The following is a 12,692-nucleotide window of genomic DNA, read 5'->3' on the forward strand; positions in this document are numbered from 1 at the left end:
ATGACCGACACCGTTCTGGTCACTGGCGGCAGCGGCTATATCGCCGGGTTCCTGATCCGCCAGTTGCTGGCCGAAGGCTGGCGTGTCCACACCACCGTGCGCAATCCCGCGCGCGAGGCGGCGTTACGGCCTTTGTTGGGCGGCGATGCCGATCGCCTGCGGTTTTTCGTGGCCGACCTAACCGCCGACGCGGGCTGGGCCGAGGCGATGGCCGGATGCAGCCATGTCGCGCATGTCGCCTCGCCCTTCAGCACCACCGCGCCCCGGCACGAAGACGAACTGATCGTTCCCGCGCGCGACGGCGTGCTGCGCGCGCTGCGCTTTGCCCGTGCGGCGGGCGTGACCCGGTTTGTCCAGACATCGTCCGTAGCTGCCATCGCCTATGGCCATCCGCGCGGGACCATGCGCCGCTATACCGAGGCGGACTGGACCGACCTCGCCGGGCCGGGCGTCTATGCTTATGTGAAATCCAAGACGATTGCCGAACGCGCCGCGCGCGACTGGGTGGCGGCCGAAGGCGGAGCGCTGGAATTCGTCTCGGTCAATCCCTCGGCGGTGCTGGGGCCGGTGTGGAGCGCGGATTTTTCTCCCTCGATCGAGACGGTACGGCAATTGCTGGGCGGTCTGTTGCCGGGCTGTCCCGATCTCGGGTTCGGCATCGTCGATGTGCGCGATGTGGCCGATCTGCATGTGCGCGCGCTGACTGCGCCCGGTCTGGCAGGCGAACGCTTCATCGCTGCGGGCCCGTTCCTGAAATTGATCGACGTGGCGCGTATTCTCAAGGCAGAGCTGCCGGGCGAGGCGCGCAAAGTGCCGACGCGTCGCCTGCCCGACTGGCTGGTGCGGATCGCCGCTGTGTTCAATCCGATGATCCGCCAGATCACCGGCGAACTGGGCAATGTGCGCGACACCGACGCCAGCCATGCGCTCGCCGTGCTGGGCTGGCAGACGCGCCCGGTCGACCAGTCGATTGTCGATTGCGCGCGCAGCCTGATCGATCTGGGTGTGGTGAAAGTTTAGGAAGCGGCGTTGAATGCCGCCAATTGTGCGGCAAATGCGCGGGCATAGGCCGGTCTGGCCTCTGCCCGCGCGATATAGGCGGCCAGCGTCGGATAGCCATCGAGCAGGCCGGTGCTGCCCAACCGTCGCAGCACGGTCACCATCAGCAGGTCGCCCGCGCTGAACGCGCCATCGAGCCAATCGGCATTGCCCAGATGATCGGACAGTTCGCGCAGGCGGGCTTGCACCCGTTCCACCAGCATCGGTCGCCGCGCCTCGTACCAGGGTTGATCGCGTTCGACCAGGAACGCCATGCTCAGTTCGACGACCGGTGGTTCGACGGTGTTCAGCGCGGCGAACATCCACGCGATTGCACGCGCACGCGCCGACGCATCGTCGGGCAGGAGGCCGCCATGCCGTTCAGCGATATGCAGCACGATCGCCCCGGATTCGAATAGCGCAAGATCGCCCTCGTGAAAGGTCGGGATCTGGCCAAACGGGTTGCGCGCGCGATGGTCGGGGTGTTTCATCGCCGCCCATGGCACCGACAGTACCGTGTAGGGCTGACCGACTTCCTCCAGCGCCCAGCGCACCCGCATGTCGCGCGCCAGACCCCGGCCGCGATCAGGCGAATGGTCAAAGGCGGTGATCGTCGCGGCCATGTCAGATCCCGGCATACCACTGGTAATTGTGGTTGTCTTCCCAGAACCCGCCCTTGCCACCGTGCAGCGGGGCCAGGCTGGCCACCGCCTCGATCCGCATCACGTATTTCGCCTGTTTATAGCCCAACTGCCGTTCGACACGCAGGCGCAGTGGCGCGCCGTGGCCGATCGACAGCGGGGCGCCGTTCATGCTGTGCGCCAGAATGGTCTGCGGGTGGAACGCATCGACCAGATCGATGCTTTCGTAATAGGGCTTGCCCAGCAGGGTGTCGGCGCAATGGAACACGATATAGCGCGCGTTCGACGACAGCCCCGCCCGGCGCAGCAACAGCCCCAGGGGCACCCCGGTCCATTGCCCGATCGCGCTCCACCCTTCGACGCAATCGTGGCGGGTAATCTGCGTGCGCGAGGGCGCGGCGCGCAGTTGCGGCAGGGTCAGCGCCATCGGCGTTGCAACCAGCCCGTCGATCAGCAGCCGCCAATCGGCAAACCCGTTGGCCGCATGCGCGACATATCCGGCATCGCGCGGATTGGTCGATCCGTTGACGCGGAACACCGGCGACATCTCGGCACGGGTGAATTCGGGGGCCAGCGCCTGGCGATCGGCGACCAGCCAGCGTTGCGCGCTGCGCGAGGCTTTTTCGCCAAGTGACAGCACATCGAGGGTCTGCGGCGCGGTGGTCAGTTTGTCGCACCCTGCCAACAGCAGGCTGCCCGAACCGATCAGGAGCGAACGGCGCGTGACAATCGCGGTCATGGCCGGTCCTCCGTCGTCGGGCGCTCGGGGGGCAGGCGATACCAGCCGGTGATCATCGAGCGCAGTTCGTTGAACGGCCCGGCCAGCACGACCATGGCCAGATGCACGACAATGAACAGCGCCAGCCCGGCCGCAACGATGAAATGCACCGATCGCGCCGACTGGCGACCGTCGAACAGCACCAGCAGCCAGGGCCAGGCCGCATCCATCGCCGGCGACATGGTCAGCCCGGACAGCACCATCAGCGGCAGGCCGATCAGCAGGACACCCAGATAGGCCAGTTTCTGCAAGGGATTGTAATGCCGCGCGGCTTCGCCTCTGGGCAAGTGCAGCCGCGCATGGGCCTTGATATCGTGCCACAGCGACGCGGGCCGCAGTTCTTCCCGTTTCAACAGAAGATCGTTCCACAAATGCCTGGAAAGCAGAGCATAACCTGCAAATCCCAACCACCCGATCACCAGCACCCAGGCAAAGAAGAAATGCCAGATGCGTGCCACCGGCACATTGTATTGGCCGGGCAGGGTGACCAGCGGCGGAAACGCCTCATCGGTGTGCATGGCATAGCCGAGCACGCCGGTGGTGGGGACCTCGACGCCAAGCACGGTCAGATAGCCATGCGTCCCGCGATTGCCGATTTCCAGCCAGGCATGATCGAAATTGGCGCCATAGGCGCCCCAATAGAGCCGGGGATGCGCGTTGAAGATCATCATCCCGGTCATCAGCATGATGAAAATCGTCAGCGCATTGGTCCAGTGCCACAGGCGCACGGGCAGGCGTGTGCGATAGACCAGGTCGGCGGGCGGGTCGGCATCGGACATGGGGCACGCTCTTTCGTTTGTAACGCGGCAGTATCCCGTATTTCGTGGCTCTGCGCCATCCGGTTACACCGGAGAGGCCGCCAAATCACGATAGGTATAGCGCCGTGATCCGGCCGCGCGCGCATGGCGCGACCGCACAGGTAACGACGTCTGCGCCAGCGCGCGGATAATCCACCACAGCTTGCGCCCGTTACTCACGACGGTGCGGCTGTCCCACGCGCGGGTGCCGCGTCGTTCGACCAGCCGGGCGATGTCGCCATAGATCCCCGCCGCGGCCAGGATCGCCCAGCGCTGGCGCAGATTGAGCCGTTGTGCACCGATCCGGGCCGAGCTTTCATGCGCCGCCGCCAGACGGCACAGCCGCCCGGCCAGGCCTGCGAGTGCGTTACGGAACGGCGGTTTCAGCTCTTCGCCGGGGGGAATGTCGGCCTCTGCCAGCCATTCGGCGGGCAGATAGCACCGCTGCGCGGCATGGTCTTCGGCCAGATCGCGCGCGATATTGGCCAGTTGAAACGCCAGCCCCAGATCGCAGGCGCGTTCAAGCGTTTCATCATCGGCGGGATCGACCCCCATCACCACCGCCATCATCACCCCCACCGCGCCCGCGACATGCCAGCAATAGCGCATCAGATCAGCCTCGCTGCGCGGGTGCCATTCGATCGCATCGAGTGCAAACCCGGCAATCACCGCATCCGCCATCGCCTGGGTCAGCCCGGTTTCGGCCGCCACCACGCCCAGGCAATCGAACGCCGTATCGCCGGTATCGGCGCCGGTCAGCGCCAGCGCGGTCAGCGCGCGGACGTCTGCCAGCCGTGCCGTAACAGCCGACTGGTCGCCCAGCGTGCCGCCCAGATCCTGTCCGTCGATCAGATCGTCGCACCGGCGGCACCACGCATAGAGCATCCACACCCGTTCGCGCGTGGTGCGGTCAAACAGCCGGCTGGCCGCGGCAAAGCTCTTGGACCCTTTGCCGATCATCGCCGCGGCGGTCGTAACGAGACGGGCGCGCCGATCCATGCTGCGATTAGAGGTCCGCTGCCTTCATCGCGAAAATCGGCACATGCGGCTCGTGCGCGGCCATGCGCGCCAGCAACAGGTCAAGATCGGGTTCGGCGATGATGATCCCGGCATGCGCCTGGCGCACAAACCCGGTTTCGACCATGTGCCGGTTGAACGCCAGCAGGTGGTCGTAAAAGCCATAGGCATTGAGCAGACCGACCGGCTTTGCATGATAGCCCAGTTGCGCCCAACTGACTGCTTCCCACAATTCGTCCATCGTGCCGACCCCGCCGGGCAGCGTAAGAAAGCCGTCGGACAGATCGGTGAACGCCTGTTTGCGCGCATGCATGCCCGTTACCACACGCAGATCGGTGCAGCCGGGATGCGCGATTTCGGCCACCGCCAGCGCCTCGGGGATAATTCCAATCACTTCGCCATCGGCTTCGAGCGCGCCCTGGGCGACCGCGCCCATCAGCCCGCGCATGCCGCCGCCATAGACCACCCCGATATTGCGCCGGGCCAGCGTCTCACCGACCGTGCGCGCCAGCGTGATGTAACGTTCGTCGGCGGGGGTGGCCGATCCGCAATAGACGGCGATCCGTTTCAAGCCAGATCCTCCAGCATCAGTTTGGCGGTCGCCTTGGCACTGCCGACCACACCCGGAATGCCCGCCCCGGGATGGGTGCCGGCGCCGACCAGATAGAGGTTGGGGATGGCATCGTCACGGTTGTGTGCGCGGAAAAATGCACTTTGCGTCAACAGCGGCTCCAGGCTGAATGCGCTGCCCAGATGCGCGGACAGGTCGTGGGTGAAGTCCGCCGGGGTGTAGTGGAATTTTGTGACGATACGGCTGTGAATGTCGGGGATCAGGCGCCGGCCTACTTCATCGAGCACGCGCTTTTCCAGGATCGGCCCGATTTCGTCCCAGTCAACCGGCAATTTGCCCTGGTTGGCGACCGGCACGAGGGCATAGAACGTGCTCATCCCCTCGGGCGCCATGCTCGGGTCGGTCACGGTCGGGTGGTGCAGATAGATCGAGAAATCCTCGGGCAGCACGCCATATTTGTAGATGTCGTCGAGCAGGCCTTTGTAGCGCGGCCCGAACAGGATCATGTGGTGTGCGATCCCCGGCCAGGTGCCCTGCACGCCGAAATGGACGACAAAGAGGCTTGGTGAAAACCGTTTGCGCATCAGCGACTTGGCATGGCGCTGCGCATAGAGGTTGCCGGTCAGCAGATCGCGATAGGAATGCACCAGGTCGCCGTTCGATGCCACTGCATCGAAATTGCCGTGCCAGCCGCTGGCCGTGGTCACCCCGGTCACCCGGTTGCCCAGTGTTTCGATCCGGGTGACGGCATCGCCCGTGCGCACGGTGCCGCCGATCCGTTCGAAGTGGCGCACCATCCCCGCGATCAGCCGGTTGGTGCCGCCTTTGGCCCACCACACCCCGCCGTCCTTTTCCAGCTTGTGAATCAGGGCATAGATCGCGCTGGTGGTCATCGGATTGCCGCCGACCAGCAGCGAGTGAAAACTGAACGCTTCGCGCAGTTTTTCGCTTTCGATGTATTTTGACACGATCGAATAGACCGAACGCCACGCCTGATAGCGGGCGAGGGCGGGCGCCGCCTTGATCATGCTGGCAAAGTCGAGAAACGGCACGGCGCCAAGCTTCACATAGCCTTCGCGGAAGACCCCGGCCGAATAGTCGAGAAACTCTTCATAGCCCGCAACGTCACGCGGATTGATCTTGGCGATTTCGGCGCGCAGCGTGGGTTCGTCGTTGGTGTAATCGAAATTGGTGCCATCGGGCCAGTTGAGCCGGTAGAACGGCGCAACCGGCATCAATTCAACATCTTCGGCCAGTCTATGGCCGGTCAGCGCCCACAGTTCCTCCAGGCACGGGGGATCGGTGATCACCGTTGGCCCGGCGTCGAACACAAAGCCGTCGCGTTCCCAATAATAGGCCCGCCCGCCCGGCTTGTCGCGCGCCTCGATCACCGTGGTGGCGATGCCGGCCGATTGCAGACGAATGGCGAGCGCCAGCCCGCCAAATCCGGATCCGATGACACATGCCCGCTTCATCGTACCCGTTTCCTTGTTATGCGACTGTGTCACGTTACGCCCCCAGCGCCTTGGGGCGCGCACCAAGCCCGGTCAGCACCCCCAGCGCTGCGCTGACCGGCACTGGCGGAATGCCTGCGAGAATACGAAACCGGTCGATCAATGTCGATTGCCCGGCGTAAAAGCGTTCGATCAGGCGCGGATTGAGGCTGTAGAACCGCTGCATCACGCGATAGCGCTGATCGGGTTGTGCCGCGGCAAACAGCAGCGCGGTCAATTTGCGATAATACCATCCATTGTTCCAATGGGTTCTGGCATAATGTTCAGAAAATTTCGCAAGCGATTGCGCGCCCAGATCGGGCTCCGCTGCCAGAGCGAGCGCAAACCGCAGGGCATCGGGCAGTGAATAGCTGGTCAGCGGATGGAACAGCCCGGCGCGCGCGCCCGCCAGCACGGCGCCGCCATCGACCGAACTGCGCAAACGCGTAAAATCGCCGCCTGCAACCACCGGCAGCACGCCTTGTTCCTCGGCCAGCACGCCCACCACCTGCCACCCTTGCGCCTTGGCATAGTCGGCAATGCGCTGCACCAGCAGATCGCGGTCGAGATCAGGCCCATCAGCATAATAGGTGTCTTCGACAAAGATCTCGTCGCGGGCAAACGGCAGGCAATAGACAAAGCGATAGCCGTCGTGTTGCGCCACTGTCGCGTCCATCACCGTCGGTCGAGGCAGCCCGTGCGGCGCCGCCAACTTCAGACGTTGCCCTACAAACTTTTGCCAACCGCCTGTTATAGAATTAAAATCTGCCACACCACGCGCGTCGATCACGGCCCCGGCGGTAATCTGCGTGCCATCGGTCAGGGTGGCCGTGGTGCCGGTACAGGTGGCAACTTCCGCCCCGGTGATGATCGCCGCGGGTGGCAGTGCCAGCCGCAGTGCCTGATCAAGCCGGTGCGACGTGGTGGCGTGATATGGCGTTTCGAGTGTGCGCCGATAGCCGGGAAAGCGCACGTCATAAGCCGGCCAGGCGGCGTCGATCAGCGGCGCGATCAACGCCTCGCCACCCTGGGGCAGGTCACTGGCAAAAAACGACCAGACGTGGTTGCCGCCAAGGGTGTGATCACGTTCGACCAGCACCAGCGACAGGTCCGGGCGCAGGCGCGACAGCGCCAGCGCGACCAGCCCGCCTGCCAGTCCGCCACCGAGGATCGCGATGTCAGCCTGTGCCACGCCCATAGCCTGTTCGGTTAGGGGCAAGCAGAGATGCGCGCAACAAACCCTTTCGGGAAAGCCGGTGACAGACCCTGCGTCGCGTAACGACCGTCGCGTAACTGGCCCAAAAACCCGCCGCTTGCACGAAAACCAGTTGCCATTTGAGATGTATCAAGGTTTTCTGTCGGGGGATAACCAGACCGGACATCAGGGCGAGCCGCGCGCGAATCGTGCGATCGGACATAACGCCGACCGGTGGACAGAGGATGGGAAACAGGCATGGCAGACGCGCATTTTGACGTGCTGATCGTGGGTGCGGGCATTTCCGGTATCGGTTCGGCCTATCACCTGCAGGACCAGTGCCCGGACAAGACTTATGCCGTGATCGAGGCCAAGTCCACGTTTGGCGGCACCTGGGACACCCACAAGTATCCCGGTGTGCGGTCGGATTCCGACCTTTACACGTTCGGCTATCGCTTCAAGCCATGGATCGGCGCGCCGATCGCCAGCGCCGCCGAAATCCTGAAATACATGGGCGAAGTGATCGCGGAGAACGGCATCGATCGCCATATCCGTTACGGCACGCGCATCGTGTCGTGCGCATGGTCGAGCGCGGACAATCTGTGGACCGTAACGACACGGCGCGAAGGCGATGCGGCGGATCAGGTGCTGACCTGTCGCTTCCTGTGGATGTGCCAGGGCTATTACGACCACCAGACGCCCTATGTGCCCGACTGGAAAGGGCTGTCGGACTATCGCGGCCAGTTTGTCCATGCCCAGGTGTGGGACCCGGCAACGCAAGTTGCGGGCAAGCGCGTGCTGGTGATCGGATCGGGCGCAACGGCGGCGACTGTGGTGCCGGCGTTCTGCGACGCGGGCGCACAGGTGACGATGCTGCAACGGTCACCCACCTATTTCTATTGCCATCCCAACCAGAACGAACTGGCCGACCGCCTGCGCCAGATCGGCATTGACGAGCCGACTGTGCACCGCGTGGTGCGTGCGCAAGTGATGTATGACCAGGACGTGCTCAACCGCCGCTGTGTCGAGGAACCCGATGCGGTGTTCGAAGACCTCAAGACGCTGGTGCGCGCCTATGCGGGCGACGATTTCGCGTTCGAACCGCACTTCACCCCGCGGTATCGCCCGTGGCAACAGCGCCTGGCGTTCTGCCCCGATGGCGATCTGTTCCGCCATGCGGCGGCGGGTAACGTGACGGTGGTCACCGACACGATCGACCGTTTCACGCCCACCGGGGTGCTGACTGCCAGCGGCGAAGTGCTGGAGGCCGACATCATTGTCGCTTGCACCGGTTTTCGCCTGACGGTGATGGGTGACATTCCGTTTGCCGTCGATGGCCAGGCGGTGGCCTGGCACGATACGGTCAATTATCGCGGGATGATGTTCACCGGCGTGCCCAATCTGGTGTGGGTGATGGGCTATTTCCGCGCGAGCTGGACCTTGCGCGTCGATCTGCTGGGCGATTTCGTGTGCAAGCTGTTGCGGCACATGGATGCGCTGGGGGTCGCCAAAGTCGAAGTGACGTTACGGCCCGAAGATCGCGACATGGCGATCCTGCCGTGGATCGAATCCGACAATTTCAATCCTGGCTATCTCCAGCGCGGGCTCGACCAGATGCCCCGGCGTGGCGACAAGCCCGAATGGCGCCACAACCAGGATTACTGGCGCGAACGCGAGGAGATTCCCGCGATCGATCTCGACGGGGCGGAATTCGTCTATGATGGTCAGCGCGCCGACCGTAACGCCTTGCAAGCCGCAGAATGAGCAGATTGCAACGGCCATGAAAAAAGGCCCCCGGGCAGTGCGCGGGGGCCTCTTTCAGAGGGATTGGTGCGAAGGCTCAGTTGCCGACGTCGATGCCCATCTTCTTCACGTCCGAAAGCTGGAATTCAACGGGCTTGTCGTTGAACGTGCCGGTCACGGTCTTTTTGTGGATGTGCAGTTCGAAGGGCACTTTGCCGGCATAGGCGGTGCCGCGAACGATCTGGTCGCCCGACTTTTCTTCGGTGGTGTACTTGTAATCAACACCCTTGACGGTGAACTGACCGGAGTCGTTGCCGGCGGCAAGCGCCAGCGTCGGAGCAGCGGCGGTCAGCAGGGTAGCGGCGAGCAGCGCGAACTTGATCATGGTGAGTACTCCTGAACCTTGTGGGATTTTAGCCTTGTGGGATTGTCCCGGTGCGTCCTGATTGATCACCAATTTATGCTGCGGCTGCGAACCCGCAAATGCTTTCCGCGCGCAGCAAGTTGCAAAAACTGCAAAAATATTGAAATATATTGCCTTTATAAGATGCAAAATGCAACTTATCTCCCATTGGAGCGGCATTTCGGTCTCAAAGGTGCAGAATTTGCAATGCTGCGCTGCGCAAAAATGCGCCGGTCAGTCGCGCAACAGCTCGTTGATCCCGGTCTTGCTGCGGGTCTGTGCGTCGACCGTCTTGACGATCACCGCGCAATAGAGCGAAGGCCCCGGCGTGCCATCGGGCAGCGGCTTGCCCGGCAGCGAACCCGGCACGACCACTGCATAAGGTGGCACACGACCGATATGCACTTCACCGGTGGCGCGATCGACGATCTTGGTCGACGCGCCCAGGAACACGCCCATCGACAGCACTGCGCCCTGGCCGACGATCACGCCTTCGGCCACTTCGGAACGGGCGCCGACAAACGCGCCATCTTCGATGATCACCGGCCCGGCCTGCAACGGCTCGAGCACGCCGCCGATCCCGGCGCCGCCCGAAATGTGCACATTCTTGCCGATCTGAGCGCATGATCCGACGGTCGCCCAGGTATCGATCATCGTGCCCTCATCGACAAAGGCGCCGATGTTGACAAAGCTGGGCATCAGCACGACGCCTTTGGCAATATGCGCGCCGCGCCGGGCCACCGCGCCGGGCACCACGCGGAACCCCGCTTCGCGAAACCGGTTTTCGCCCCAGCCGGCGAATTTCGAGGGCACTTTGTCATAGGCCGGGGCGCCGCCCGCGCCCTGTTCGATCACCGCGTTGTCGTTCAGCCGGAACGACAGCAGCACTGCCTTTTTCAGCCACTGGTTGACGCGCCATTCGCCGTCGATCTTTTCCGCCACGCGCACTTTGCCGCTGTCCAGCAGTTCGAGTGCGGCCTCTACCACTTCGCGTACGGCGTGGCTGGCCGGGGTGACGTCGGCGCGGGCATCCCAGGCCTGTTCGATGGCGGCGGCAAGCTGTTCGGTCATCACTCGGTCTTTCGGCTAGGTTCCGCGCGCCGACTAGCCCAGCCGGGGCGCTTGGGCAAGTTCGGCCAGAACGTTGTCGAGCCAATCGGCCATGTCGGTGATCCGCACATCGATGGCGCTGTCATCCTTGGCGCGATGCCCCCATTCGCTGCCCACGTCGATCCATACCGTCTGCATGCCCAGATGCTTGGCCGGTGTCAGGTTGCGCGCCGAATCCTCGACAAACACTGCGCGGGCCGGGTCGATCCCGAAGGCCGCGATCATCCCGGCATAGGCATCGGCTTCGGGCTTTGGTCGATAGTTCATCGCATGGATGTCCCACATCCCCTCGAAACAATCGGCCAGGTCCAGCGCATCGAGCACGCGTGTGGCATAATCGACATCGCCGTTGGTGAACAGCAACCGTCGCCCCGGCAGCGCAAGCAGGCGATCGGCCAGGCGCGGCACGCCCGACAGCACCGACACGTCGATATTGTGCACATAGGCCAGGAATTCGCGCGGGTTGATCGCGTGATAATGCATCAGACCGGCGAGCGTGGTGCCATGATCATGAAAATACATCTTTTGTACGCGCCGTGCCTCGGCCAGGTCGCAACCGAGCAGTTCGGCGATGAACCGGCCCATCAGCACGTCGATCTGGCTGAACAGGTTGGCGCTGGGCGGATAGAGCGTGTAGTCGAGATCGAAGATCCAGCAATCGACGCGGGTGGGATCGAACGGCATTGGGCGGGATCTCTGCTTGCTGGAGGTGGCCTTCGCGCGATAGGGGCAGGGGCCATGTCCTGTCCATCCATCTTGCCGACCGGCGCGTTGATCATCGGGGTTGATGAGGCCGGGCGCGGGCCTTTGGCGGGGCCGGTGGTGGCCGCTGCCGTGGCGCTGGGCCCCGATGCGCCCGGCGGCCTTGCGGATTCCAAGGTGCTGTCGGCAAAGCGCCGCGCCGCGCTCGATCCACTGATCCGCGCGACTTGCCGCTGGGGCATCGGCGTGGTGGAGGCCCATGAGATCGACCGCATCAACATCTTTGCCGCCACGATGAAGGCCATGACGCTGGCGGTGGCTGCGCTGCTCGATGGGCCGGGCGATGTTGCCATGGTGTTGATCGACGGCAACAAGACGCCGCAGGGCCGCGTGCCCGAATGGTGCTGGCCCGCGCGCGCTATTGTCGGCGGTGATGCCAGCGAACCGGCGATTTCCGCCGCTTCGATCCTGGCTAAACAGCACCGCGACGCGATCATGCATGCCGCCGCGTGCCAATGGCCGCACTATGGCTGGGACCGCAACGCGGGGTACGGCACGCGCGAACATCTCGAAGCGCTGCAACGCCATGGCCCGTGCCCGTTGCACCGCCGCAGCTTTGGCCCGGTGGCGCAAGTCACGCTGATCTGATAGCCTGCCGCGGCTGGATCGGGGAGTGGCGATGCCTGTGACCGGAGGATGCCGTTGCGGTGCGTGCCGCTATTCGCTGGATTATCCCGCGATCCCGGTGATCTACGCGTGCCATTGCCGCGATTGCCAGACGGCGACCGGCGGCGGCTTTGTGTTGCAGGCGATGATCCCCGAGGCGTGCCTGTCCGTAACCGGTGAACGGGTCGACCGATCGGCGCCCAATTCGCGTGGCGCGGTGACCACGCAAGTCTATTGCACGCAATGTCTGACCCGCCTCTACAGCACCAACACCGGGCGGCCAGGCATCGTGCTGGTGCGCGCGGGCACGCTGGATAACAGCGACACGATTGTCCCGGCCGTGCATATGTGGGCCAGCCGCCGCCAGCCGTGGATCGGTCTTTCTTCCGATGCCGAAGCCTATGATGGGGCGATCCCGGTCGATCGGATCATGCAGGTGTTCGCGCCCAATTTCGCCTGAGCCGCCGCGCATCGGAAAAATTTGCCAATCGCCCCACCACCATATCTGGTGGCAAACCATGGCGGGGGACTCAAGATA

General features: G+C 63.9%; 14 protein-coding genes. 4 read left to right on the forward strand and 10 right to left on the reverse strand.

The annotated features are described in order from the left end of the window. Complete coding sequence (locus AQZ49_RS01000) at positions 1-1,020, forward strand: SDR family oxidoreductase (RefSeq protein ID WP_067611510.1); 1,020 nt, start codon at positions 1-3, stop codon at positions 1,018-1,020. Here the strand turns inward: AQZ49_RS01000 and AQZ49_RS01005 are convergent. From AQZ49_RS01005 to crtY, 7 genes are all read right to left on the reverse strand, one after another. Then, positions 1,017-1,661 (reverse strand): glutathione S-transferase family protein, encoded by a 645-nt coding sequence (locus tag AQZ49_RS01005; protein WP_067611513.1) that lies wholly within the window; start codon positions 1,659-1,661, stop codon positions 1,017-1,019. The genes AQZ49_RS01000 and AQZ49_RS01005 overlap by 4 nt on opposite strands. A gap of 1 nt (position 1,662) precedes the next feature. Then, positions 1,663-2,418, reverse strand: coding sequence for a molybdopterin-dependent oxidoreductase (locus AQZ49_RS01010; RefSeq protein ID WP_067611516.1), 756 nt, complete (start codon positions 2,416-2,418; stop codon positions 1,663-1,665). Further along, the gene (locus tag AQZ49_RS01015; protein ID WP_067611521.1) at positions 2,415-3,236 is read right to left on the reverse strand and encodes a cytochrome b/b6 domain-containing protein; all 822 of its coding nucleotides are present in this window, start codon (positions 3,234-3,236) and stop codon (positions 2,415-2,417) included. Before AQZ49_RS01015 ends, AQZ49_RS01010 begins: the two co-directional genes overlap by 4 nt. Before the next feature lie 63 nt (positions 3,237-3,299). Continuing rightward, the gene (locus AQZ49_RS01020) at positions 3,300-4,253 is read right to left on the reverse strand and encodes a phytoene/squalene synthase family protein (protein WP_067611523.1); all 954 of its coding nucleotides are present in this window, start codon (positions 4,251-4,253) and stop codon (positions 3,300-3,302) included. A gap of 7 nt (positions 4,254-4,260) precedes the next feature. Continuing rightward, entirely contained in the window at positions 4,261-4,842 is a 582-nt protein-coding gene (locus AQZ49_RS01025) for an LOG family protein (protein WP_067611526.1), read from the reverse strand. Continuing rightward, complete coding sequence (locus tag AQZ49_RS01030) at positions 4,839-6,317, reverse strand: phytoene desaturase (protein WP_067612527.1); 1,479 nt, start codon at positions 6,315-6,317, stop codon at positions 4,839-4,841. The genes AQZ49_RS01025 and AQZ49_RS01030 overlap by 4 nt, the downstream gene beginning before the upstream one ends. A 34-nt stretch (positions 6,318-6,351) precedes the next feature. After that, positions 6,352-7,533: a lycopene beta-cyclase CrtY gene (gene crtY, locus AQZ49_RS01035; RefSeq protein WP_067611529.1), complete on the reverse strand. Its 1,182-nt coding sequence runs from the start codon at positions 7,531-7,533 to the stop codon at positions 6,352-6,354. Positions 7,534-7,788: 255 nt separating this feature from the next. Here crtY and AQZ49_RS01040 point away from each other — a divergent pair, with 255 nt between their 5' ends. Beyond that, on the forward strand, positions 7,789-9,294 hold the full coding sequence (locus AQZ49_RS01040) for a flavin-containing monooxygenase (protein WP_067611533.1): 1,506 nt from the start codon (positions 7,789-7,791) through the stop codon (positions 9,292-9,294). Positions 9,295-9,370: 76 nt separating this feature from the next. Here AQZ49_RS01040 and AQZ49_RS01045 read toward each other — a convergent pair whose 3' ends face one another. The 3 genes from AQZ49_RS01045 to AQZ49_RS01055 form a co-directional block, all read right to left on the reverse strand. Continuing rightward, the gene (locus AQZ49_RS01045) at positions 9,371-9,658 is read right to left on the reverse strand and encodes a hypothetical protein (protein WP_067611536.1); all 288 of its coding nucleotides are present in this window, start codon (positions 9,656-9,658) and stop codon (positions 9,371-9,373) included. Between the two features lie 252 nt (positions 9,659-9,910). Then, positions 9,911-10,747, reverse strand: coding sequence for a 2,3,4,5-tetrahydropyridine-2,6-dicarboxylate N-succinyltransferase (dapD, locus tag AQZ49_RS01050; RefSeq protein WP_067611539.1), 837 nt, complete (start codon positions 10,745-10,747; stop codon positions 9,911-9,913). A 33-nt stretch (positions 10,748-10,780) separates the two neighbouring features. Next, positions 10,781-11,470 carry a pyrimidine 5'-nucleotidase gene (locus AQZ49_RS01055; RefSeq protein WP_067611541.1) on the reverse strand — a complete coding sequence of 230 codons (690 nt, stop codon included), beginning with the start codon at positions 11,468-11,470 and terminating at the stop codon, positions 10,781-10,783. A 54-nt stretch (positions 11,471-11,524) separates the two neighbouring features. Here AQZ49_RS01055 and AQZ49_RS01060 point away from each other — a divergent pair, with 54 nt between their 5' ends. Both AQZ49_RS01060 and AQZ49_RS01065 read left to right on the forward strand, forming a co-directional pair. Further along, entirely contained in the window at positions 11,525-12,136 is a 612-nt protein-coding gene (locus tag AQZ49_RS01060) for a ribonuclease HII (protein ID WP_067611547.1), read from the forward strand. Between the two features lie 31 nt (positions 12,137-12,167). Then, complete coding sequence (locus tag AQZ49_RS01065) at positions 12,168-12,614, forward strand: GFA family protein (protein ID WP_067611548.1); 447 nt, start codon at positions 12,168-12,170, stop codon at positions 12,612-12,614. The last annotated feature ends 78 nt before the right edge of the window (positions 12,615-12,692 follow it).

Origin of the sequence: Novosphingobium sp. FSW06-99 (assembly GCF_001519065.1) — a bacterium.
Classification (GTDB): domain Bacteria; phylum Pseudomonadota; class Alphaproteobacteria; order Sphingomonadales; family Sphingomonadaceae; genus Novosphingobium.

What these genes read in the sequence shown, in the direction of transcription:
- AQZ49_RS01000 (WP_067611510.1), top strand. Translation starts at nt 1, where the DNA reads ATGACCGACACCGTTCTGGTCACTGGCGGCAGCGGCTATATCGCCGGG.
- AQZ49_RS01005 (WP_067611513.1), bottom strand. Translation starts at nt 1,661, where the DNA reads ATGGCCGCGACGATCACCGCCTTTGACCATTCGCCTGATCGCGGCCGG.
- AQZ49_RS01010 (WP_067611516.1), bottom strand. Translation starts at nt 2,418, where the DNA reads ATGACCGCGATTGTCACGCGCCGTTCGCTCCTGATCGGTTCGGGCAGC.
- AQZ49_RS01015 (WP_067611521.1), bottom strand. Translation starts at nt 3,236, where the DNA reads ATGTCCGATGCCGACCCGCCCGCCGACCTGGTCTATCGCACACGCCTG.
- AQZ49_RS01020 (WP_067611523.1), bottom strand. Translation starts at nt 4,253, where the DNA reads ATGGATCGGCGCGCCCGTCTCGTTACGACCGCCGCGGCGATGATCGGC.
- AQZ49_RS01030 (WP_067612527.1), bottom strand. Translation starts at nt 6,317, where the DNA reads ATGAAGCGGGCATGTGTCATCGGATCCGGATTTGGCGGGCTGGCGCTC.
- crtY (WP_067611529.1), bottom strand. Translation starts at nt 7,533, where the DNA reads ATGGGCGTGGCACAGGCTGACATCGCGATCCTCGGTGGCGGACTGGCA.
- AQZ49_RS01040 (WP_067611533.1), top strand. Translation starts at nt 7,789, where the DNA reads ATGGCAGACGCGCATTTTGACGTGCTGATCGTGGGTGCGGGCATTTCC.
- AQZ49_RS01045 (WP_067611536.1), bottom strand. Translation starts at nt 9,658, where the DNA reads ATGATCAAGTTCGCGCTGCTCGCCGCTACCCTGCTGACCGCCGCTGCT.
- dapD (WP_067611539.1), bottom strand. Translation starts at nt 10,747, where the DNA reads ATGACCGAACAGCTTGCCGCCGCCATCGAACAGGCCTGGGATGCCCGC.
- AQZ49_RS01055 (WP_067611541.1), bottom strand. Translation starts at nt 11,470, where the DNA reads ATGCCGTTCGATCCCACCCGCGTCGATTGCTGGATCTTCGATCTCGAC.
- AQZ49_RS01060 (WP_067611547.1), top strand. Translation starts at nt 11,525, where the DNA reads ATGTCCTGTCCATCCATCTTGCCGACCGGCGCGTTGATCATCGGGGTT.
- AQZ49_RS01065 (WP_067611548.1), top strand. Translation starts at nt 12,168, where the DNA reads ATGCCTGTGACCGGAGGATGCCGTTGCGGTGCGTGCCGCTATTCGCTG.